The organism is Methylomonas montana, from assembly GCF_030490285.1.
Classification (GTDB): domain Bacteria; phylum Pseudomonadota; class Gammaproteobacteria; order Methylococcales; family Methylomonadaceae; genus Methylomonas; species Methylomonas montana.
In genome coordinates, this window is record NZ_CP129884.1 from 1021343 (window position 1) to 1043824 (window position 22482).

16 protein-coding genes are annotated in these 22482 nt (G+C 51.0%); 13 read left to right on the plus strand and 3 right to left on the minus strand.

The window, feature by feature from the left end:
- The first annotated feature begins 65 nt into the window (after positions 1–65).
- The 5 genes from QZJ86_RS04975 to QZJ86_RS04995 all read left to right on the plus strand — a co-directional run bounded on the left by QZJ86_RS04975 (position 66) and on the right by QZJ86_RS04995 (position 6074).
- A complete protein-coding gene (locus tag QZJ86_RS04975) occupies positions 66–923 on the plus strand; it encodes a hypothetical protein (protein ID WP_301936946.1) in 858 nt (285 codons plus the stop codon).
- A 24-nt stretch (positions 924–947) separates the two neighbouring features.
- Positions 948–2528: a DHA2 family efflux MFS transporter permease subunit gene (locus tag QZJ86_RS04980; protein WP_301936948.1), complete on the plus strand. Its 1581-nt coding sequence runs from the start codon at positions 948–950 to the stop codon at positions 2526–2528.
- Entirely contained in the window at positions 2528–3967 is a 1440-nt protein-coding gene (locus tag QZJ86_RS04985; RefSeq protein ID WP_301936950.1) for an efflux transporter outer membrane subunit, read from the plus strand. The genes QZJ86_RS04980 and QZJ86_RS04985 overlap by 1 nt, the downstream gene beginning before the upstream one ends.
- Before the next feature lie 6 nt (positions 3968–3973).
- On the plus strand, positions 3974–5134 hold the full coding sequence (locus QZJ86_RS04990; RefSeq protein ID WP_301936952.1) for an efflux RND transporter periplasmic adaptor subunit: 1161 nt from the start codon (positions 3974–3976) through the stop codon (positions 5132–5134).
- 205 nt (positions 5135–5339) lie between these two features.
- The gene (locus QZJ86_RS04995; RefSeq protein ID WP_301936953.1) at positions 5340–6074 is read left to right on the plus strand and encodes a DUF5765 domain-containing protein; all 735 of its coding nucleotides are present in this window, start codon (positions 5340–5342) and stop codon (positions 6072–6074) included.
- A 25-nt stretch (positions 6075–6099) separates the two neighbouring features.
- Here the strand turns inward: QZJ86_RS04995 and QZJ86_RS05000 are convergent, their stop codons facing one another.
- The gene (locus tag QZJ86_RS05000) at positions 6100–6996 is read right to left on the minus strand and encodes a carbohydrate kinase family protein (protein WP_301936954.1); all 897 of its coding nucleotides are present in this window, start codon (positions 6994–6996) and stop codon (positions 6100–6102) included.
- Positions 6997–7212: 216 nt separating this feature from the next.
- On the opposite strand from QZJ86_RS05000, the gene QZJ86_RS05005 reads away from it, so the two are divergent.
- The 5 genes from QZJ86_RS05005 to QZJ86_RS05025 all read left to right on the plus strand — a co-directional run bounded on the left by QZJ86_RS05005 (position 7213) and on the right by QZJ86_RS05025 (position 15142).
- Positions 7213–8646 carry a circularly permuted type 2 ATP-grasp protein gene (locus QZJ86_RS05005; RefSeq protein WP_455429807.1) on the plus strand — a complete coding sequence of 478 codons (1434 nt, stop codon included), beginning with the start codon at positions 7213–7215 and terminating at the stop codon, positions 8644–8646.
- Positions 8640–9587: an alpha-E domain-containing protein gene (locus QZJ86_RS05010; RefSeq protein WP_301936957.1), complete on the plus strand. Its 948-nt coding sequence runs from the start codon at positions 8640–8642 to the stop codon at positions 9585–9587. Before QZJ86_RS05005 ends, QZJ86_RS05010 begins: the two co-directional genes overlap by 7 nt.
- A 61-nt stretch (positions 9588–9648) precedes the next feature.
- The gene (locus tag QZJ86_RS05015) at positions 9649–10902 is read left to right on the plus strand and encodes a hypothetical protein (RefSeq protein WP_301936958.1); all 1254 of its coding nucleotides are present in this window, start codon (positions 9649–9651) and stop codon (positions 10900–10902) included.
- Positions 10899–14207: a transglutaminase family protein gene (locus tag QZJ86_RS05020; RefSeq protein ID WP_301936959.1), complete on the plus strand. Its 3309-nt coding sequence runs from the start codon at positions 10899–10901 to the stop codon at positions 14205–14207. Before QZJ86_RS05015 ends, QZJ86_RS05020 begins: the two co-directional genes overlap by 4 nt.
- A 167-nt stretch (positions 14208–14374) precedes the next feature.
- The gene (locus QZJ86_RS05025; protein ID WP_301936961.1) at positions 14375–15142 is read left to right on the plus strand and encodes a PEP-CTERM/exosortase system-associated acyltransferase; all 768 of its coding nucleotides are present in this window, start codon (positions 14375–14377) and stop codon (positions 15140–15142) included.
- Positions 15143–15187: 45 nt separating this feature from the next.
- Here QZJ86_RS05025 and prsR read toward each other — a convergent pair whose 3' ends face one another.
- Positions 15188–16555: a PEP-CTERM-box response regulator transcription factor gene (gene prsR / locus QZJ86_RS05030; RefSeq protein ID WP_301936963.1), complete on the minus strand. Its 1368-nt coding sequence runs from the start codon at positions 16553–16555 to the stop codon at positions 15188–15190.
- A gap of 11 nt (positions 16556–16566) precedes the next feature.
- Complete coding sequence (gene prsK, locus QZJ86_RS05035) at positions 16567–18636, minus strand: XrtA/PEP-CTERM system histidine kinase PrsK (RefSeq protein WP_301936965.1); 2070 nt, start codon at positions 18634–18636, stop codon at positions 16567–16569.
- A gap of 99 nt (positions 18637–18735) precedes the next feature.
- Between prsK and QZJ86_RS05040 the strand changes: the two genes are divergently transcribed.
- The 3 genes from QZJ86_RS05040 to QZJ86_RS05050 all read left to right on the plus strand — a co-directional run bounded on the left by QZJ86_RS05040 (position 18736) and on the right by QZJ86_RS05050 (position 22477).
- Positions 18736–19209 (plus strand): Crp/Fnr family transcriptional regulator, encoded by a 474-nt coding sequence (locus tag QZJ86_RS05040; RefSeq protein WP_301936967.1) that lies wholly within the window; start codon positions 18736–18738, stop codon positions 19207–19209.
- Between the two features lie 28 nt (positions 19210–19237).
- Complete coding sequence (locus QZJ86_RS05045) at positions 19238–19975, plus strand: PEP-CTERM/exosortase system-associated acyltransferase (protein ID WP_301936969.1); 738 nt, start codon at positions 19238–19240, stop codon at positions 19973–19975.
- Positions 19976–20059: 84 nt separating this feature from the next.
- Complete coding sequence (locus QZJ86_RS05050; RefSeq protein WP_301936970.1) at positions 20060–22477, plus strand: tetratricopeptide repeat protein; 2418 nt, start codon at positions 20060–20062, stop codon at positions 22475–22477.
- The last annotated feature ends 5 nt before the right edge of the window (positions 22478–22482 follow it).

Consider the following 22482-nt stretch of genomic DNA (forward strand, 5'->3'; position numbering starts at 1 on the left):
TTGGTTTTTATAGTGCTGACTTAGTAATGTATCGATTCGATGGCATTTGTTGATCCGGGGGAGTCATGAAAACTTCAAGATATTCGTTTACCAAGCTATTTGGCGACCACAAACCAGTCCTGCTGGGGCTGGCTTTGCCGTGGCTGTTGGCGGCCTGTGCGGCGCCGAGTATTAAGCCTGCCGCGTCACAAATCGACCAGCTGCACAGCTTGTTGATTGTGCCGGTAGAGGCGCCGCCGTTGGAAGTGATACCTGATTTGATCGAGCGGCGCGATCCGGCTTACCGACATTTCCAAAACATGGCCTTGGGTTTTGCACTGCCCACACAACTGTATCGAACCGATGGCGGCATCGTCATTGCGGGGATGGTTAGCGGCAGCGAAGCGGCGGATGCGGATGCCATCACCAACGTCTCGCCAACGGCCGCAGGCGGGGCTGCGAAAACCGAGTGGCTTTGGACACCAGCCAGGGCTGCCGCCCAGAAGCTGCATAGTTTACTGTCGGCGGAAAACCGCAAAGGTGAATTGAGCCGTGACGAGTATCGCTTGCTTACGGCGGGTGACGCCAGTCTGCAACATTGGCATCAGGCGATTCAAGCCTGGTATGGTCAGAACACTACGCCAGTCGATTACGCGGCGACGGGCCACTACGATGCCGTGATAGAGGTTGGTATCGGTCGGTATCGGATCTTCGAAGGGCAAACCTCATTGCAGCTAATGATCAAGCTAATCGATCCTGTCTCGCGCCGCGTCATAGCCCGTACCCTTTCGGAAAGTTTCAAGGCCGATGATGAAGCGCTCGCCTCCCTGGATCATGGCGGAGAAACATTTAAACAATTGATCGCCGATATGGCGGTGCCGCTGTTGAGGCAAAGTTTGGGCGATATCGGTTTGCGCATACCGTCTCAAGCCGACGAGACTTAGTGCGATGATTTGGCCAATAAACGTATGAGCGTCGTCTATCAAAAACGCCTGCGCGGCTGGCGTTTTACGCTGTTCAATCTTTGTCTGGGGCTGGGGCACGCGCTGGTGATTTTCAACGCCGGCGCCTATATCGCGATGCTGCCGCGGGTTGCCGGCGGCTTGGGGGTTCCGCCCAGTTTCGCCACCTGGACCCAGACCGATTACATGATAGCCCTGGCGTTGGCCTTTCCGGTGGGCGGCTGGTTGGCGCGCAGGTATGGCGAATATCGGCCCTTCGTCGTGGCCTTTCTGGGGTTCGCGCTGGCTGCGTTTATCTGTGCGTATTGCACATCTTTTTATGCGTATCTGGCCGGCCGCATCCTGCTGGGATTCGCCGGCGGCTTGACCTTGCCGCTGGGCCAAGCCTTGCTGCTTAAGGAATATCCCGATAAACGCAAATCGCTCGGCATTGGTGTCTGGAGCATATTTACTTTGACGCCGTTCACGTTCGGCCCGCCCCTGGGCGGCTGGATAGCCGACAACCTGGGTTGGCGCTGGCTGTTCTGGCTCAATATTCCGTTGGCATTGGCGATAGCCGGCATCATTGGCGCGATGCTTTGCCGGCGCTGCTACCAGCGAATTTGGCAGCGCTTTGATGGCGTCGGTTTTACCTTGCTGGTGATGACCCTATTCGGGTTACAAACATTGTTGAATCAGGGCAACGATTGGGATTGGGCTGATTCGGCATACATCCGTGGTCTGATGGCATTTATCGGTGTCACGCTGATTTACTGGCTGGTTTGGGAATTGAATGTGCGCCGGCCATTTCTGGACATTCGTCTGTTTGCACACCGTAATTTTACGATAGGCGTGCTGATCCTGTTCCTGGGGTTTCTGTTTTTCCAGGGCTTGCTGTCCTTATTGATTGTGCAGTTGCAATTGGCTTTGGGGTATTCGTCGTGGGAGGCGGGGCTGGTGTTTCTACCGATGGCAATCTTCGCCAAGCCGATGGCCAGCGTGTTCCACGAGATCGTCAAGCATTGCGATGCCCGGCTATTGGCTAGCGCCAATTTGCTGGGGTTTGCCGCAACCTATTTCTGGTTGAGCCGCTTCGACGATCCGGACGCGTTTGCGCAATTGTTCTGGCCGAAATTGTTGGAAGGCGCCTGCCTAGGTAGCTTTTTCGTACCCATGACCGCTTTGCTGCTGTACGGCCTGCCGGCCGAGCGGCAATGGCGGGCGCTGGAGCTAGCCAATCTGATGCGCATAGCCGCCGGTGCGATCGGCATCGCCGTGCAAGGCATTGTGTTGTACCGGCGGGCGCCTTTGCATCTGACGCATTTTGCCGAAAACCATGGCGCATTTGAGCTAATCGACGACTCTGTTCTGAATGCCTTACTGACGATGGAATTTGCCGAACCGGCGGCTTTTGCCAAATTCACCAAGCTGGCAGGACGCGATGCGGTTATTCACGGTATTAACGATGCGTTCTGGATGGCCGGTTGCGTGTTTGTGGGCATGGCTGCGTTGGTCTGGTTTGCGCATCCGACTCGAACGCCGGTTAAGGTCAATGCCGAGCGGGAATTGCGCCGCGAGACCCAGGAATTGCTTGCGGAGGAGGCCTGATGCGTCTGTTGCGCTGGGTTTTGTTAGCATTCGTTCCGTGTCTTACGCCTGGTTGCGCCTGGTTTGGCGAGGAAAGTCGGCGGGCGACGATGCTGGCGATGCCGGCGGCGACCAATACCGTCAACGCCGCTCGGCGTGCGCTCGGTACCAGTGATACCTGGCCGACACCGACTTGGTGGACCCGCTTCGAAAGCTTGGAATTGAATCGTTTGATAGCCACTGCGTTGGCCGACAACCCGGATTTCAAGGCCGCGGCAGCCAGATTACGACAATCGCAGTTTATGGTCGATGCCCAGGCGGCCGAACTGTATCCGACCGTTGACGCCAACGTCAGTTTCAGCGCGCAGCGCTTTTCCGCCAATAGCGTTCAGGCCAAGCTGGCCGGGCAGAACTTTCGACAGATGCTGATCAATCCGTTGATTCTGCGTTACCACCTGGATTTTTGGGGGCGCGATGAAGCGGCGCTGCAAGGTGCGGTTGGCCGTTCGTTGGCGGTGGCGGCGGAGCTGGCCGATACCCGCTTATTGTTGGCGACCGCCGTGGCTAATAGCTATTTCGATTTGCTGGCCGCAGCAGAAAAACAAAACCTTGCCCAGCATATCGTCGCCGAACGCGAAGCCTTGTTGAAATTCGAGCAAACTCGGTTTGCAACCGGTTTGGCGACCGACGCGCCGATATTGCAGGCGCAGATGGCGCTTAGCACAGCGCGGCAGGCTTTAGCATCGGCGCGGGCCGGTGTGGAATTGCGGAAAAACCTGCTGGCGGCGTTGGCTGGGAAGGGCGCCGATTGGGGAGCAGGAATAGCGGTCGAACAGCACCAGTTTTCCGAGCCGCCGACGCTGCCGGCCGATTTGCCATTACATTTGTTGGCGCATCGTCCCGATATCAGTGCAGCGCGTCTGCATGCCGAGGCGGCGGCCGAGGAAATCAAGGTTGCCGAGACCGCTTTCTACCCGGATGTCAATCTGGTGGCATTCACCGGTTTGCATAGCGTCAGCTTGAGCGATGTGTTGTTACAGGGTTCCAGTCTGGCTTATGCGGTCGGCCCGTCCATCGAGTTTCCGATATTCGAAGGCGGCCGCTTGCGCGCCAATTTGAATTATCAGCAGTCTGCATACGATGCGGCCGTGGAGCGTTACAACCGCAGCCTGGTGCATGCCGTGCAGGAAGTCGCCGACGCGCTGAGCCGCTGGCGCGAGCTCGATGCGCGCCTGGCGGAGCAGCGGCAAAGTCTGGCAGACGCAGTGGCGGCCGAAAGGCTGGCTGACAGTTTGAATCGCCACGGCTTGCACGACCGTTCCGCGCCAAGTCTGGCTAGGCTGGAGGTTTACCAACAACGATTTCGTCTGGCTGCCCTGCAAGGCGAGTGGCGCAATGCCCAGGTCAATATCATCAAGGCGCTGGGCGGCGGCTACAGCGACGCTAAATCTGCCAATTAACCTACTATGCAAAAAAAGATTCGCCCCAGGGAAATACTTCGACAACGCCGGCGCCGTTTGCAAGGCGTCACACTGGCTTTGCTGCTGGCTGGTTTGGCGTATCTGGCTTATTGGTGGATTGTGCATCGCGATTGGGTCACCACCGACGACGCGTTTGTGACGGGGCATTTGATTACGTTGAAAACGCAGACCGAGGGAACTGTGGTCGAAGTGATGGCCGAAAACACCCTGTGCGTGGAAAAAGGCCAGGTGTTGGTGCGGCTGGATGGTACTCATGCCGGTATCGCCTTACAACAGACTCAAGCCGAACTGGCGGAAGCGGTACGCAATATCGCCACGCTGCAAGCAAAATCCGAGACCTTGAAGCAGCGGGTGTTGGTCAAGCAAGTGTTGATAGATCAGGTTAATCACGATTTGGCCCGCTTCAACGCAGCGGCCAGGGATGGCGCGGTTTCCGAGCAGCAACTACAAAACGCCCAAGATAAAGTCCGCGAGCTGGACGCCTCGATTCGGGAAATTCGCGCCGAACAAACCGGTGTCGAGGCGCAATTGCTGGATTCCGGCATCGATGATCACCCGGCCGTCGAAAAAGCCAAGAGCCGCTTGCGTCAGGCTTATCTCGATTATCAGCGTCGCAACGTCGTCGCGCCGGTATCGGGTTGCGTGGCCAAGCGGAAAGTGCAAATCGGCGATAATCTGAAGGCCGGCGTACCGCTGCTGGCTATCGTGCCGCTGGATGATGTCTGGATAGAAGCCAATGTGCTGGAAACCCAGATTGCCGAGGTGCAGCCTGGCCAGGCCGCGGAGATTAGGGTCGATGCTTACGGCGCAGACCGGCTCTATCATGGTCGGGTGCAAGGTATCAATCCTGGTACCGGCAGCACGTTTGCCTTGTTGCCGACCGACAATGCCACCGGCAATTTCATTCATATTGCCGAACGCATGCAGGTACGCATCGCGCTGGATGCAAAGGAACTCAAGGAAAACCCTCTGCAACCGGGACTGTCCACGCTAACCCGCATCGAAACCCGTCAAACGGATGGCTCGATGTTGAGGTCTTCGGTGACGTTGAGCAGCGCGGCGTATCGCACCGATGTTTACGACAGGGAACTGGAGGGTGCGGAACAGCTGATACGGCAGATCTTGTTAGCGAATCGCCCGCATTAAACCCTTGAGCGATTTGGCCTGATTCGGCATGGTAATCTCTGTGCCACGCTTACCGCTAAACCGTGAATTACCACAAAAAAGCTGCAATTAAACGCGGGTCCGTGTATCTTTGCTTTCCGGTAAAAAATGACCGAGACCATAAAGCATAAACCGACGGCCGCACGCGGGCGTTCGTCGATTCATAGAACCAGATTACGGATTAACCATGTGTTTTAGTGCCAATATGTCGTTGGGATTGGGTGTTGCGGGCCTGATTGCCTCTAGCGTGACTTTTCTGGATAAGGACGAGGCCTTCTGGGTCAAAGCAGCTCGCGCCTATGCCATCTTTCATTTTTCATTGATGGAATTTATCCAATATTTTGCTTACCCGGTGGTCGATCAATGCGGCTATGGCACCAATCTATTGTTGAGCGAATTGTCCACTTATCATATTAGTTTGCAGGCTTTTGCGATCATGCCGGCCTTGGCGACTTATTCCTCCGATTCGCAAGCCTTGAAAAAAGCCACTATCGTCGGCGTGACCCTGAGCAGTCTGTTCCTAATCTGCACTTTTTTACCCAACGAATGGCAATTGTTCGGCTTAAAGCCTAATTTCATCGGCCAGATGATGTCTTGTTTGTACATGGGCATCTATCACGTCGGCTACGCGATCTCCAGCGCCTTTGGTACCTTCGTCACCCACGGCTCGTTATTTGCGTTGGCCTTGAGCGGTTTTGTTTGGAAGAACAATTGGCGCATTGCCTCCTACCATTTTTTCATGGCGATGATGACTTTGTTCATGCCGCAATGGCTGTTTGGGGTCAGTACCGGCGAGGCGGCGGCGATGTATTGTTTTTATTCGATTCCGATCACCGCTAGCTTTATGCCGCAATTTAAAAAGTTTTTCTCTTCTCAATCCGGCGATTGGACGGACAGCGTGCCGGTCAGGCAGCAGCCTTGAGCGAGCGGGGCTGACCGGACTCTCTCTAGTCAGCCCGCTTTCCTTGCCAGGCATCAACAAATTTTCGATAAAACATCGGGTCGGCCACGGTAGCGCCGCGTTGCCCGACCAGCGCCGACGCGAAATCTTGGGCGCGTTGTAGCGTCAAGCTCAGCGGCCAGTGCTCGGCGATACCCAGCAACATTACCGTGGCAAAGGCGTCGCCGGCGCCGACCGTATCAACCACTTCAATATCGCCGGCAGGGGCAATACTGGCGAACTCGCCGTCGGCAGTAAGCGCCAGCGCGCCTTGGCTGCCGCAAGTCACCAGCAATCCTTGCAATCGATAACGCTGCTGTAAAAACAGCATCTTATCGCGCATGCTCTGCTCGCTGGGCAACAGTATTTGCAATTCTTCGTCATTGAGTTTTAGCCAGTCGGCTGCGCTGATCCATTGCCAGACATCGTCGGCTTGCCACCAAGGCGCGCGCAGATTAACGTCCAGAAACACCAGTCCGCGCCAGGTGTGTTTCAAGTCTTCCAGGGCTTGCCTGGAAACGTGGTTTCGTAAAGCCAGGCTGCCGTGATAAAGCAAGCCTTTCCGGGGCATGTCGCCTGGTGCTTTGCTATCGATGTAGTCGTAAGCCTGATGCTCGAGAATCCGATAGCTGGGCTGACCATCTGTTATGCTGATCGCCACGCTACCGGTTGGGTGAGCGGCATCAATTTGCAGGCCCGCCCGCGTCATGCCCTGGTTTTGCATGGCCGCGAGAATTTCCCGGCCGGCCTCGTCTTCGCCTATGCGACTGATAAACAAAGGTTGTTGGCCAAATGCCTGCAGATGCCAGGCGACATTAAACGGTGCGCCGCCCAATATCCGGCTGCCGTCTGGGAAGTTATCGAATAAAACCTCGCCGAATATCGTCAAAAAAGCAGTCTGCATAAGCCTGGCCTCGTCGCGGTTGCTGATTTAGGTCGGCAACAATAATCAAAGCGCGTGGAAATCACAATGCGCAATGGTGCGGCTGCGTGCGTTTTATGGGCGCTGATAGACCTGGCTTGCACCATAATGGTGCTGTTTGGGATGGTCTTAAGCAAATGATGATTTAACATTTTGATAAATAGGGATTAATAAGTTTGGCATGTGGTTTGCTAAAGGATGCTCATGAATACAAATACTTTTTTCGATGAAATGCGTACCCCCACTGGTAGCGTACGGCGCTTGTATCAACCGTTCGAGGAATGGTTGAACGGGATCGACCATGCCCAGTTGATGCAAAAATCCCGTGAGGCGGAAATGTTGTTCCGGCGGGTGGGGATTACCTTCAACGTCTACGGTGATGAAGCTGGCGCCGAGCGCTTGATCCCGTTCGACGTGGTGCCGCGCATCCTGGCCGCCACCGAATGGCGGCAATTGTCGGCCGGAGTGATTCAGCGTGTCACGGCGCTGAATGCGTTTTTGAACGATCTGTACCACGATCAGGAAATTATCAAGGCCGGCATAGTGCCTGCCAGCATCCTGGATAACGAGATGTATCGGCCGGAAATGCAGGGCGTGGACGTACCGGGCGGCATTTATGCGCATATTGCCGGCATCGACATTGTACGCACCGCCGAGAACGAGTTTTACGTGCTGGAAGATAATTTGCGCACGCCTTCCGGGGTTTCCTACATGCTGGAAGACCGCAAGATGATGATGCGCTTGTTCCCGGAACTGTTTCGCCGTTACGCGGTGGCGCCGGTCGAGCATTATCCGCAGGTGCTGCTGAACAATTTGCGCGCGGTTGCGCAACCGGGCGTTTATGATCCGACCGTGGCGTTGCTGACGCCCGGCGCTTATAACAGCGCTTATTTCGAACACGCCTTTCTGGCGCAGCAGATGGGTATCGAACTGGTGGAAGGCCAGGATTTATTCTGTAAGGACAATGCGGTGTTCATGCGTACCACCGAAGGGCCGAAACGCATCGACGTGATTTATCGGCGCATCGACGACGATTTTCTCGATCCGCTGGCGTTCCTAGAGGATTCGATGTTAGGTGTGCCAGGTTTGGTATCGGTGTATCGCAACGGTGGCGTCACATTGGCAAATGCGATCGGCACTGGGGTAGCGGACGACAAATCCACTTACACCTACGTGCCCGACATGGTGCGTTTTTATCTGGGCGAAGAGCCGATCCTGTCCAACGTGCCGACCTATAAGCTGGAAAACCCTGATGACTTGAGCTATGTGCTGGCGCATCTGGACGAGTTGGTGGTCAAGGAAGTACAAGGCTCAGGCGGTTATGGCATGTTGGTGGGTCCGACTGCATCCAAACGGCAGATCGAGGATTTTCGGGCTCGGATTCTGGCCGAACCGGACAATTACATTGCCCAGCCGACTTTGGCCTTGTCGACCTGTCCGACCTTGGTGGAACAAGGTGTGGCGCCGCGCCATGTCGATCTGCGTCCGTTCGTGTTGTCCGGCAAAACCGTGACCTTGGTGCCCGGCGGCTTGTGTAGGGTAGCGATGCGCGAGGGCTCGCTGGTGGTCAACTCATCGCAGGGCGGCGGGACTAAGGATACTTGGGTTTTGAACGGAGACAAACCATGCTGAGCCGCACCGCCGACCATCTTTACTGGATGGCACGTTATATCGAGCGCGCCGAAAATATGGCGCGGGTGTTGGATGTGACTTATCGAATGTCCCTGGTCGCCAATAGCGCTTACGACGAAGCCGCACGTTGGAAGCCGCCGGTACAAATCGCCGACGATGTCGAGGCTTTCGAGCAGAATTACTCCGGCTATACCGCTGCCAATGTCATTCAATTTATGGCCTTGGATGAGCGTAACCCATCCAGCATCGTCAGCGCGCTGGGGGCGGCGCGCGAGAATGCGCGTGCGGTCAGGGTGGCGATGTCCTCGGAAATGTGGGAGACCGTCAACGCCTTGTGGCTGGAGCTTAGGCAGCGGATTCGTTTGGGCTTGAACGAGGCCGACATTAGCGAATTTTGCGACTGGGTGAAGTCGCGTTCGCATCTGTTTCGCGGTGTCACCTTCGGCACCATGTTGCGCGACGACAGTTACAAGTTCGTGCGCTTGGGCAGCTTTGTGGAACGGGCCGACAACACGGCCCGGCTGTTGGACGCCAAATATCAATTGCTGCTACCGTCGGTGGAGAGCAGCGACGGCCAGGTCGACTACTACGAATGGAGCTCGCTGTTGCGCTCGGTATCGGCGTTCGAGGCTTATCAAAAAGTATTTCGCGATACCATCGAACCCTGGAAAGTGGCCGAATTGCTAGTGTTGCGCGACGACATGCCGCGTTCGCTGCACGCCTGTTACGACGAATTGGCGCCGATTCTGGAATGCCTGTGCCGGCAACGCGGCAAGGAATGTCTGCGCTTGGCCGGCGAAAATCATGCCCACTTGCATTATGGGCGGATGGCCGACATCTTCAGCGGTGGCCTACATCAGTTCTTGCAGGATTTCATTCTGCGTAACAACGCGCTTGGTAACGAAATTAAGCGGGCCTTTCTTAACGGGCCTAACGATTAGCAGGCTTAGGTATCGTTGTTGCCGGATAAATTTGCTCAGTTAAAGTGCCAGAGGTAAATGGATGATAAATTCACTGATCCACCCCAAGCAGGGCGATAAGGCCAACTCGGCCTGGTTCGACGAGTTTTTGGTCAGTTTGTTGGAAAATCGTGATCGTACCGGTTTGACCGAAATGATCCGTGAAATCGACGCGTTGATGCTCACGGTAGAGCCGGGTTGTTCGACAGCGTATATCAGCGAACTGGCCTTAATGACGCCTTATCACTATTTAGTGACGCTGGAGTCGGAAAGCCACTGGACTCATGTGCTGCGGATCGATATGGAATCGCCCGATCTGTTGGTGCGGGAAGTGCGCGATCCTAGTCGGAGCGACATTTTTCGCACCCTAAACGAGGGATTTCCGATCGGCGCTCATAAACCCAACTCGCGTTACATGGGTGAAATTTTTCGAGTCAGCAATCTGCAGGCAGTGGTTGAGCAACAAAAGGCCAGGGAAATCCGTTTCTTCAATCAGGATCAGATCCGCAAGTTGGAATTGCCGGGCAATCTGGCGATGGTCAAGCCCTCGCCGTATACCCACAACGTCGTCGCTTACTGGGAGCGGCCGATCGAAGACATGCGGGTCTACGCGTTGGGTAACAGTGTGATTTTCGACGACGTCAATCGCGCTTATCTGCAGGCTAAGGAGATTCAGGAACAATTGGGTTTGGATAAGTTAATCAAGCCCATCGATCATCTGGCCACTCGGGTTTATAGTCAGAACCGAGAAATGGCGATATTGGAATATTTAACGCTGTCCAGTTATTACTACTGGGGTTCTTATGATATTGCCAGTCAAAATTCGTCTACTAATGTGACCAAAAGCATCCATTACCACGAGGAGCGGATCAGTCCGGCCAAAGTGTTTACTGCCGCCAATCAGCCTTATTTCGTCAATCATCTGGTGGGTTTGCCGTCGCCGACCGAAAGTTTTGTGCGCAATTATGGACCGCGCTTGCACCATCTAGCCTTGGAAGTGGCCGACGGCGAGATCAACGGCCAGGCCAATATTGATTATGTGGTGCAGGCTATCCGGGCCAGAGGCAAGGATTTTCTGCTGGATGTGATCGGTTCGAGAGAGGAGGGGTTGAAGCAGATTTTTTCCAGCGCCTCTGAGCATTCCTCGTTGATCGTCGAATATGTGCAGCGTTTCGGTGATTTCGACGGCTTTTTTACCAAGCAAAATGTCGCCGAATTGACGCATGCCGCGGGTGTCGAGGAAAGCCTGCGGTTGTTGCAAGCGGAAAGCGAAGCAGCTAACCCGGTGGCGGCATGAGTATCCGGGTCGCGATCAATCATAAAACCAGCTATCACTACGATCATCCGGTTCAGCTAGGGCCGCATGTGCTGCGGCTGCGGCCGGCCGCGCACTCGCGCACGCCGGTTAGCGCCTATTCCTTGACGATCAAACCGGAAAAGCATTTCATCAATTGGCAGCAAGATCCGTTCGGTAATTATCTGGCGCGCCTGGTGTTTCCGGAAAAAACCACCGAGTTTTCGATCGAAGTGGATCTGATCGCGGAAATGACGGTGATCAATCCTTTCGATTTTTTTCTGGAAGAGTATGCCGAGCACTATCCGTTTGCTTATCCGGAACAACTGGCCAAGGAACTGGCACCGTACCTGGAAATTCGCGAGCAGGGGCCGTTGCTGCAAACCTTTTTGGTTGGCTTGAAGCACGATAAGCAAGGCATCGTCGATTTTCTGGTCGGTATCAATCAGGCCGTAAATCAGGCGGTTAATTACGCGATTCGGATGGAAGCCGGCGTGCAGACCTGCGAGGAAACCCTGGAAAAGAAACTAGGCTCTTGCCGCGATTCCGGTTGGTTATTGGTGCAGGTGTTGCGGCAGATGGGCTTGGCTGCGCGCTTTGTTTCGGGCTATCTGGTGCAGTTGGTGGCGGACGTCAAATCGTTGGACGGTCCTTCCGGCACCGATCACGATTTCACCGACCTGCATGCCTGGGCCGAAGTGTATATTCCGGGCGCCGGTTGGGTCGGTCTCGATCCAACCTCGGGATTATTCGCCGGCGAAGGGCATATACCGTTAGCCTGCACGGCCGATTATGTCAGTGCGGCGCCGGTTAGCGGCGGATTTATCGGCAAGGCCGAGACGACTTTCGACTTTTCCAACCGCGTCAGCCGTATCCACGAAGACCCGCGCGTCACCAAACCTTATTCCGATAGGCAGTGGGCCGAGATAGAACGGCTGGGCGAAAAAGTCGATGCCGAGCTGGAAGCAGGCGATGTGCGCTTGACGATGGGGGGCGAGCCGACGTTTGTCTCTATCGATAACATGGACGCGCCGGAATGGAATACGGCGGCCGATGGCGAGGAAAAACGCAAGCTGGCCGGCAAGTTGGTCAGGCGGCTGCGCGATAGTTTCGCGCCCGGCGGCTTGTTGTATTTCGGTCAGGGTAAATGGTATCCGGGCGAGCCCTTGCCGCGCTGGCAACTGGCGTGTTTCTGGCGCAAGGACGCTAAACCGATCTGGAAAAATCCGGCCTTGCTGGCGGACGAGAATCGCGATTATGGTTTTAGCGGCGAACAGGCGGAAGCCTTTATCCGCGATCTGGCCAAACGATTGGGCTTGAAGGGCGGTTATATTCGCCCCGGCTACGAAGACCCCTTGTACTACTTATTGCAGGAAGGTCTGGTGCCCAATAATCTCGACCCCTTGCAAGCTGATTTGAAGGACGATTTGGAAAGGCAACGCTTGGCCAAGCTGCTGAGTGCCGATCTGGGCGCGCCGGTCGGTTATGTGCTGCCCTTGCATTGGAGTTATCAGCTTGGCTCCTGGAGCAGCAGCGCTTGGGAATTTCGCCGTGGCGAAATGTTCCTGGTGCCCGGCGATTCGGCGATGGGTCTACGCTTACCGTTGAATAGCCTACCGTGGGTGCCGTTCGAAAATCGCGATCACGCCCATGAGCGTAGTCTTTACGAGGCAGTGGAGCCTTTGGGCGATATCGATTCAGAGGTCAGCCGCCGTTACAGCCAGACGGCCAAGCAGGAGTCTCATCCTACCGAGATGGAGGCGGCCGACGACGATACGCCGCACGATCCGGAATGGACGCCGCACACCGCGTTATCGGTGCAAACCCGCGACGGTCGTTTATATGTGTTCGTGCCGCCGACCAATGAGCTGGAGCATTATCTCGACATCATCGCCTCGGTGGAGGCGACTGCGGCGGCTTTGAAGATGCCGGTGGTGATCGAGGGTTATCAACCGCCGCACGACTTGCGGCTGACTCGTTTGCCGGTTACGCCCGATCCGGGGGTGATCGAGGTGAATATTCACCCGGCGGCCAGTTGGCAAGAACTGGTGCATAACACGACCACACTTTACGAATTGGCGCGGTTGACTCGGCTCGGTACCGAGAAATTCATGTTGGACGGTCGCCATACCGGTACAGGAGGCGGCAACCATGTCACATTGGGCGGTATCACCCCGGCGGACAGTCCAATTCTGCGGCGCCCGGATTTACTGCGTAGCCTGGTCACCTATTGGCAGCATCATCCGGCCTTATCCTATTTGTTTTCCGGCTTGTTTATCGGCCCGACCAGCCAGGCACCCAGAGTCGACGAGGCGCGTAATGACAGTCTGTATGAACTGGAAATCGCTTTTCAACAAATGCCGGATGGCGAGGTCACCGCGCCGTGGCTGGTGGATAGATTGTTGCGCAATTTGTTGGTGGACATGACCGGCAATACTCACCGTAGCGAATTTTGCATCGACAAACTCTACGCGCCGGGCGCCGATGCCGGACGGCTGGGGCTTTTGGAATTGCGCGCTTTCGAAATGCCGCCGCATGCGCGGATGAGCCTGATGCAAATGTTGCTATTGCGGACCTTGGTGGCCTGGTTTTGGCGTGAACCTTATAAAAAGCCTTTAGTGCGTTGGGGTACGCAATTGCACGACCGCTTCATGTTGCCGTATTTTGTCGCCAGCGATATTTACGATGTCGCTCGAGATTTGCAAAATGCCGGTTACGAGTTCAAGGCGGAGTGGATTGCGCCGTTTTTGGAGTTTCGGTTTCCGAGGATAGGTAGCTTGCGGGTCGACGATTTGCAGCTGGATTTGTATCAGGCTATCGAACCTTGGCATGTGCTGGGCGAGGAAATTACCAGCGGCGGTACTGCCCGCTATGTTGACTCATCGGTGGAGCGTTTGCAGGTCACACTTAACGGCGCGATGGGCGAACGCTACGCGCTGACGTGTAATGGTCGTCGAGTGCCGTTACATGCCACTGGCAAGCAAGGGGAAATGGTCGCTGGGATTCGTTACCGGGCTTGGAATCCACCGTCGGCGTTACACCCCACTATCGGTGTGCAGGCGCCGCTGGTGTTTGATCTGGTGGATACCTGGAATGGCCGTGCTATTGGCGGTTGCATTTATCACGTCAGTCATCCGGGGGGGCGTAATTACGATACCTTACCGGTCAATGCTTATGAAGCCGAAGGCCGGCGAGTCAGCCGCTTTTGGCAACACGGCCACACGCCGACCGAGACCCTGTTGGAATTGCCGTCTGAGCAACTGAATAAAGACTATCCGTTTACGCTGGATTTGCGCTGGAATGCATGATGATTCGATGCGGAAAGTCAAAAAATAAGGGATGATCGAGTGTCGAATTTTTTTACAAAATAGCTTGAAAATTAATCGATTTGTTATACCATCGTTATCAAGGTGCGGGATGAAGTAGCGTTAGCTATTTGAACTTGCGAGGGATATTTTTATAAAAAAGGTGCCTCTTGATTCGACAGAAACTTTCGTTTGACAGTTGTTTTGAGGTTTTTCTAGCCGATACGCCTGAAAGCAAAGAAATCCACTATAGGCTCAGATACCAAGTTTATTGCGATGAAATGGGCTTTGAGGACAAGGAACGGTTTCCGGATAGGCAGGAGACCGATGAATGGGACAACGACGCCGTTCATTTTTTGGTGCGTCATAAATTCACGGGGCAGTGGCTGGGTGCGTTAAGATTGGTTCGGCATAAAGATTACGGCTTTCCTTTCCAGGAAAGATGTAATTTGCACGAAAAGCCATCTCGTACTAGCTATAAGCATGCCATCGAAATTTCCAGGTTGTGTGTTCTCAAAGAAGCTAGGCGATATAAGCCAAGGGCTTATGGCGTTGACGAGGGAAATCGCAATGTCAGTTTTCTTCATGATCATCGAAATTTGAATCGCAGTATTATGTGGGGGCTTTACCGGGCTGCGGTAGTCTATTCGGCGCAAAATAATATTGCGCATTGGTATATTTTGGTGACGCCCGCGTTGGCTTATTTTGTCAACAAGGAGGGGTTCGAGATGCGGCAAATAGGCCATCCCTGCAATCATCGCGGGCAGCGGACTCCCTATCGATTGAATGTTAGCCGGATTCTGGAAAATCCATTATGGCAGCAGGATTATAGAAACGATTACCGCTTGTACTCCGAGTTGATGGACGCGCTTCCGGCCAGATTCGGGTCGCGTCAACTAAGACAGATTGGTGTTATTTCATTTGTGTCAAGGATGTGATTTGACAAGCCACAAGAGGAGTGTTGGTCCGGTCCGCGGCCATCCTCAGTCCTCTATATGGTGACGGATCATGGCTTGCAATCCATATTTCTCAAATAAGCCATACAAAGTCGGTCGAGTAACTCCCAATAATTTGGCCGCTTCGGATATATTGTTATCCGCATAGACCAATGCGCGTTTGATCGCAATGGTCTCGGCGGCTTCCCGTACCGCTTTTAGATTGAGCGGCATAGAATTATCGTGGTCGGTTTGGATCTCTAATTCTTCGGAGGTAACGAAATTGCTGTCGGACAAGATCACCGCGCGTTTAATTTTGTTCTCCATCTCACGGATGTTTCCCGGCCAACTATAGGCTTCCATGGCGTGAGCGGCGTCGTGGGAAAAATGTTTTTCCTTGCTGTGGTTTTCCCGGCAGTAGCGTTGCAGCAATACGTTGGCTATCGTGATGATGTCGCCTTCGCGTTCACGTAAAGGCGGGATGTCTACCACGATTTCGCTGAGCCGGTAATACAAATCGCCTCGGAAATTGCCTTGTTTGATAAGGTCCGGAAGATGGCGGTGTGTCGCACAAATGATACGGACATCGACTGGAATTTCCTTTCGGCCTCCCAGACGTTCGATGACTCGTTCCTGAATGAAGCGGAGAAGTTTGGCTTGCAGCGCGAAAGGTAGATCGCCGATCTCATCAAGAAAGAAGGTGCCGCCTTGAGCATATTCGATTTTACCTTTGGTTTGGGCGACCGCACCGGTAAAAGCGCCTTTTTCGTAACCGAATAATTCACTTTCCAACAACGTTTCCGGGATGGCTGCGCAATTGACGGCAACAAAAGGCTGATTCGCCCGCGAGCTTAAGCGGTGTAAGGCTTTTGCCAATAGCTCTTTGCCGGTTCCGCTTTCGCCGATCAGCAACACAGTGGCTTGAGTAGGGGCAATTTTTTCGACCATGCGCATGACTGCCTGCATTTGCGGGCTGGTGGCAATAATGCCGGTCAAGGGTTTTTGCTGTTGTAAGGTGTGGTAGTCGCGTTCTAACGCGTCGAGCTGGAACGCTCTTTCGATGATCAAACCCAGTACGTCGGGGTCGACAGGCTTTTGGTAAAAGTCGTATGCACCCAAAGCAACGGCATGAATGGCATTGGCGCGGTCGTCATTGCCAGTCACCACGATGATCTTGGTGGATGGGGCCAGCGCGAGAATTTCCTTCAGTGCGGCCAAGCCTTCGCTGGCATTGGTAGGATCTGGCGGGAGGCCAAGATCCAGTGTCACTACGCTGGGGGTATGGCGTCGAATAGCGGCTATTGCTTCGCTTCTATTGTTGGCGATAACAACCTCGTATTTTTCGAAGCTCCACTTGAGTTGCTTTTGTAAACCAGGATCGTCTTCAACGATCAACAGTAATTTAGAATTGGTCATTTTGCCCTAACTTATAGAAGCTTGTTTGCTAATGGTAACTGAATCATGAAGGTTGTGCCTTGGCCTGTTTGGCTGTCGACACGAATATGGCCGGCTTGCTTGAGAATATAGTCCCGAGCTTCATAAGCGCCAATGCCCATGCCGGCATTGCCTTTTGTGGTGTCAAATGGCTTGAATAAGCGTTCGGCGATAAATTGTTGATCCATGCCGGTGCCGTTATCGATGATTTTGATCACAGCATAGTCATGGTTTTTTGTTAATTCAAGCTTAACCCAACCCTCTTTACCGGTTGTGGCATCTTGGGCGTTTTGCAGTAAATTTGTCAGAATATTGCTGAGCTTGATTTTGTCCGCTGTAATCACGCAGTCATCAATATCGATGGTTAATTGTATGGCTGGCGTGCCAATATGTTGTTGGGCAATATCGCTAACCAACTCCACTAGGTTGACGAAAGTGGTGGCTCTGGCGTTAGTTTCGCCCTGTTTTAATTGGTCGACGATGTGGTGCATTTTTTTGACGACGTTATTGAGCGTGTCGATGGTATCGTCGAAGAAATCGGGATTATGCTTATGTTTTTCGGCATTTCTAACAATCAACGAAATTTGGGCAACCAGGTTTTTCAAATCGTGCACCAGATAGGCCGATAGGCGATGGTAGGTTTCAAATTGGCGATTGTTGGCAAGCTCTTCACTGGCTTTGTTGAGCGCAAGTGCGTTGGCAAGTTGCATGCCGACTGTTTTTAATAGGTCGTGATCTTCCCAATCAAGTTTTCTGGGGACTCTAGCTTGGGTGAGCACGACGAAAGCTTCGAGTCGATTCAGGTGAAATAGGGGTACAATTAGCCAAACCTGACTATCTTCATAGCACCAGGGAGACAAATCTATGTCGTCGTAAACTTCGGGGGCATGAGCAAGTTCAAAAAAATCGATTACCCATTGCTTGTTCGCTAGATAGAGAGGTAGTTCGTCTATGTTGCGCAAGTACTCGATTTCTTGAGGCGTTAGTTTCAGATTTTGCTCGGCGGCTAAAAAAAAATGACCTTGATCATTTTTTAACCATAAACCTCCGCCTGCACTTTCGACAAGTTCGGTTAACGTGGTGATTATGAATCCCTTTAATTCCTCCAAGGATTCAAGTTTAGCAAGGGCTTTGCTGATTTTTAGCCACTCTTCGCGATAATCGTAACTGTAGTGGAAAAAATGTTTGCTGAAGTAGACCTTGATTAATGCTCTGATTTTGCCGGAAGTGAAAGGGGTAATAAGCAGGAGAATGGCGAGGAAAATAAATAGTGTCTGAGCGGCTTCGCCCCATTCAGCATTTGCATTTTTGATATAAAAACCGGCGAAAGACATCAGAATTAAGTAGATGCCGCAGCCAAACAAAATGGTTGTATAAAAAATAGTTTTGCGGGGTGTTGTCAGTTCTGCATTGTCGCTGTTAAGCTTCAAGCGGCTTGATGTAATTGCTAGAAACGGGGTCATCAGTGCGTTGATTACGCCGCGTGACTGCCATAGAGCGAAATCTAATGTATTAAATAGTAGCGATTTACTATAAACCAGTAAATCTACAGCAAATAGGGTGCCAAGGCTTATGCAAAGGAACTTTAGGTTCCAGCGTTGCTTCAAAGGGGTGCTGCGATAGAGTTGTTCAACTAAAATAAGCCCGAAAACCGCAAATATGACGTGAGAAGCAAAGCGTGGGTCAACGTCCAGTGTGTCTCTAATCAAAGCTAGAGAGTTTGGAAAAGTTTCTATAATAAGTACCGAGGCTATAAATAGAATGGCGATAACGCTGATTTTGGATTTAAATATCTGCTTGTAGTTGTTATGTCGTTGTTTGGATAGTAGCGCGCTGACTTGAAAAAACCATGCAGCATTGCGGATGGTCTCGTACGTGAGAGTGTCGGCAAAGAAAAAATGGCTGTTTTTCGTTGCGATTATCACGCTTGCTGACCATATCAGTGAGCAAAAAACTGCTACGATGAATGGGAAGTGACGGTTTTTCTTAATACAAGCAAATAACAATAAAAGGCTATAAGCAACAGTGGCACTTAAGTAGCTGAAATATATGTAGCTTTCCATGTTGTATTGATTTGTTTACGGAGTTAATAAGGTTGCTTCATATTATAACGACCATAAACACGGTAGGCCGACTGCTTTATTTTGTAAATTTGGGCGGACATGAAACATCTATTTAGTGATTTGTTAGCTAATACACCGTTCACCGAAGGTGTCAGTTGGAAACGATATCGAGTGAGTGCGGGTGAGACGATTGTGCAAAAAGGTGATGAAGGGAAGACTTTGTTTTTCCTTGAAGAGGGAGTGGTTAGAGTGTTAGGAGGGGCAGAGTTGGATGGTCATCGCCGTATAAGCCCGGGCTTGTGCGATTTGGAGGCGGGTGCTATTTTTGGGGACGTCTGCTTATATGAGGCGAAGGAAAGAACTGCCTCGGTTGTTTCGTTGACTGATGTTTGTTTGCTGGAAGTTCGCAGCGATATGCTAAGTGTCTATTTGGATGATCATCCCGTGCAGGGATATCTTTTTTTGAAGGCGCTGTTTCAAGCTATGTCGAACCGGCTAGGGCTCGCAAACGATCGTATCGAACATTTGTTGGCGTGGGGGATTAAGGCTCATGATATCGACAAGTACTTATAGATAAACATGTCTTTGAGAGAGAAAAACAATGGATGCTGTGCATAAGCCATCGTTGACGGAAAGTTTCAGTCACTATTTTAAGGTGGATATTGCCGAGAGTGCTGCTCAAAAGGAACAGGTCTTTCAGATCAGATATCGGGTTTATTGTGAGGAGTTCAAATATGAGTCCGTCGAGCATTTTTCTGATCAGCGTGAGATTGATGATTACGATGAATACTCACGGCATTGTTTGATAACACATCGTCAAACGGGGATGCCGGCCGGCTGTGTAAGGTTGGTGCCGGCCATTGGTGTCAGGGAAAAAAAGCCATTACCTTTGGAAAAATATTGTAGAGAGAGTCTTGATCAGCAATTAATAGACAATTTGATGCTTGAGAGGAGCTCCGTATGCGAAATATCTCGATTGGCGGTTGACGGTGCATTTCGCCGACGAACTGGCGAGACTTTGACACGCTTTGGTGAAATTAATGGCTTACAATTCTCGCCCCAGGAGCAAAGGACTTTTTCGTCGATTGCTGTTGCCTGTTTTTTTGCGGCGACAGTGCTGACCGAATTAGATAGCCGTACCAATGTGTTTGCGATGATGGAGCCTTTTCTGCCGAGAATGATGCATAGATCGGGGATCGATTTTCAGCGAGTCGGTAAAGATATTGATTATCATGGAATACGAGCACCCTATTTTATTACCACGCAAGCAGTTTTAGATAGTATGCATCCTGATTTGCGTGAGTTATACCAGTGGATTAAAGAAAGCATTGTTAAATAGTTTAACTTCTAATTGGTATGTGTTTTTAGTTTTTGTGGCTTTTAAGTGCTAAATAAATATGTTTTTGGAGTGTGATGAGTGTTAATGCGGCAGACTAAGACAAATCGAAATAAAATAGCAAGCATTGCGTGTGGTGTGGTGTTATTAATAGGTTGTAATTCTCCTGAAGACGCGGCTCTGGATCATTTTCAGAAAGGTAAGGAGTTGTTTGAAAAAGGCGAGTTTGATAGAGCTTTTCTTGAATTAAAGTCGTCCAATCAGGATGATGATAAGCGTGGTGAGACTTATTACTACATGGCTTTATTAGATGAGAAGGCTAATAATATTAAGTCGATGCGACAAAATTTAATTAGGGCCTTAGAGCTGGAGCCGAATTTAATAGATGCTAGAATAAAGCTGGGGAAAATAGATATTCTTTTTGGTGATTTTGAAAAAGCCTTAGATCAGGCCGAAGCTGTCTTGAAGGCTGATTCGAGCAGCGTGGATGCGCAGCTGCTTAAAGCGTCTGTGTATATTAGACAAGCAAAGAAAGATCAGGCGGACGAAATAGTTAATGGGGTTTTAAAGGTCAATCCGGATAATATTGATGCGTTAGCAATAAGTGCGGCGATATATTATGAGAGGGACGATAAATCCAAGGCATTAGCTTTAGTGGAAAAAATTATAGAAAAAGATAATAAGAATTTGCCGGCTCGGTTGTTTAAAATTAGGATAAATGCGGCACAAAACAACATTGACAGCGTGGTAGAGGGCTACAAAGAACTTATAGAGCTATATCCGGATAATAGTAATTTTAAGTTGAGTTTGGCTTCGATTTATTCTATGACTAATAAGCTGGATTTGGCAGAGGCTTTATTGCGAGAAAGAGTCGATAAAGAAAAGGATAATGTTGAGTCTTTAATTGTATTGCTTGAGTTTTTAAACGCTAAGGCTAAAGATCGTGTAATTAGCGAATATGAGAGCATGCTTGGTCACTATCAAAAACAAGCCAATTTATTGTTGGAATTGTCAAAATGGATGGTGGCCTCTGCGTATCCGGAAGTGGCAAAAAAAGGTTTACAGCAGGTTGTCGAATTAGAAAAAAATAGCGATACCGGCTTAGCGGCGCAAACTATACTTGCGGAGATGGCATTAGCTAACAAACAATACGATACGGTCGAGAGTGCGTTAGGAAGTATTCTTGGTGCAAACTCTGAGTTCATTCAGGCAAATCTGCTTAAAGCGCGCTTGCTATTAGTGCAAAATAAAACAGATGAGGCAATTGAGTTACTTAATAAGCTTATTTGGAGCAAGAAGAGTGCAGACGATGTTTATTCGTTACTTGGGCAGGCGTATCTGGTAAAGAAAGATCGTAAATTGGCCGATAAGAACTTTAAACAAGCATTGGAAGCAAACCCTGCCAATATGGGCGCTTTCATTCAGGTTTACGGCAGTTATTTGCAAGCCGGTCAAAGAGAAACTGCACGACAATATTTGGAAAAGGCACTGGCGGTAAAGCCGAATCAAACTTTATTTCTTATCAATAAGGCCGAGTTAGATATTCTAGAGAAAAAATGGGACGATGCCCAAAATGTTGTGCAGCGTGTAGCGTTATTTTCAAAAGACAAAGCTGTACCTTTATATTTGCAGGCTAATGTTTTTCAAGGCAAGAAAAAATATGTGGAAGCCATTGCTTTGTACGACAAAGTGCTTCAGGATTTTCCTGGGCATTTAAATTCGATGATTAATTTAGCGAGGAGTTATGAGGCGCTTGGAGGGCGTAATAAAGCGGTTGTATATCTAGAGGCTCATCATAATAAGCATCCCGATGATTTATCTATCGTTGGAGTTTTGACGGATCTTTATTTGGCTGATAAAGATTATGGTAAAGCAAAAAAAATATTGACTGATCATATTAAGCGTTTGCCAAAATCAGTTGCAGCGTATCTTGCTTTGGCTAGGATTGAAGCTATCGTAAACAATAATATGTTGGCAGCGAAAAACGTCTATTTGGAAGGGTTGAAAGTCAATCAGGATGATCCGCAAATATTGATGGCTTTAGCTGGTTTATATGAGAAAATTAATGACAAGGACAGTGCTAGAAAACTCTATGAAAATTTACTTGCCAAGTCTCCTGATAACAATTTGGCTAATAATAATTTAGCCTCTTTATTGATAGATTCTAATAATGCTGAAGATATCAATAAAGGGTTGCAGTTGGTGGAGAAGTTTAAAGACTCAGAGAATGCTTATTTTCAAGATACCTATGCTTGGGGTTTGGTTAAAGCAGGTAACGCTCCTGAGGGGCTAAAATTGCTAGAGTCTTTAGTTCTTAAGGAGCCTAAGTTGCCAGAGTTTAGATATCATTTAGGTATTGCTCATTACAATAGCGGTAATAAGGCAACAGCAATATCAGAGTTGAAACAGGCTATTGCTTTGTCAGAAAAGCAGAAGCGGGATTTTTCCGGTAAAGATGATGCAAAGAAAAAGCTACAAGAAATAGATCATTCTGCAAATAAATGAGTGGA

What these genes read in the sequence shown, in the direction of transcription:
- QZJ86_RS04975 (WP_301936946.1), top strand. Translation starts at nt 66, where the DNA reads ATGAAAACTTCAAGATATTCGTTTACCAAGCTATTTGGCGACCACAAA.
- QZJ86_RS04980 (WP_301936948.1), top strand. Translation starts at nt 948, where the DNA reads ATGAGCGTCGTCTATCAAAAACGCCTGCGCGGCTGGCGTTTTACGCTG.
- QZJ86_RS04985 (WP_301936950.1), top strand. Translation starts at nt 2,528, where the DNA reads ATGCGTCTGTTGCGCTGGGTTTTGTTAGCATTCGTTCCGTGTCTTACG.
- QZJ86_RS04990 (WP_301936952.1), top strand. Translation starts at nt 3,974, where the DNA reads ATGCAAAAAAAGATTCGCCCCAGGGAAATACTTCGACAACGCCGGCGC.
- QZJ86_RS04995 (WP_301936953.1), top strand. Translation starts at nt 5,340, where the DNA reads ATGTGTTTTAGTGCCAATATGTCGTTGGGATTGGGTGTTGCGGGCCTG.
- QZJ86_RS05000 (WP_301936954.1), bottom strand. Translation starts at nt 6,996, where the DNA reads ATGCAGACTGCTTTTTTGACGATATTCGGCGAGGTTTTATTCGATAAC.
- QZJ86_RS05005 (WP_455429807.1), top strand. Translation starts at nt 7,213, where the DNA reads ATGCTCATGAATACAAATACTTTTTTCGATGAAATGCGTACCCCCACT.
- QZJ86_RS05010 (WP_301936957.1), top strand. Translation starts at nt 8,640, where the DNA reads ATGCTGAGCCGCACCGCCGACCATCTTTACTGGATGGCACGTTATATC.
- QZJ86_RS05015 (WP_301936958.1), top strand. Translation starts at nt 9,649, where the DNA reads ATGATAAATTCACTGATCCACCCCAAGCAGGGCGATAAGGCCAACTCG.
- QZJ86_RS05020 (WP_301936959.1), top strand. Translation starts at nt 10,899, where the DNA reads ATGAGTATCCGGGTCGCGATCAATCATAAAACCAGCTATCACTACGAT.
- prsR (WP_301936963.1), bottom strand. Translation starts at nt 16,555, where the DNA reads ATGACCAATTCTAAATTACTGTTGATCGTTGAAGACGATCCTGGTTTA.
- prsK (WP_301936965.1), bottom strand. Translation starts at nt 18,636, where the DNA reads ATGGAAAGCTACATATATTTCAGCTACTTAAGTGCCACTGTTGCTTAT.
- QZJ86_RS05040 (WP_301936967.1), top strand. Translation starts at nt 18,736, where the DNA reads ATGAAACATCTATTTAGTGATTTGTTAGCTAATACACCGTTCACCGAA.
- QZJ86_RS05045 (WP_301936969.1), top strand. Translation starts at nt 19,238, where the DNA reads ATGGATGCTGTGCATAAGCCATCGTTGACGGAAAGTTTCAGTCACTAT.
- QZJ86_RS05050 (WP_301936970.1), top strand. Translation starts at nt 20,060, where the DNA reads ATGCGGCAGACTAAGACAAATCGAAATAAAATAGCAAGCATTGCGTGT.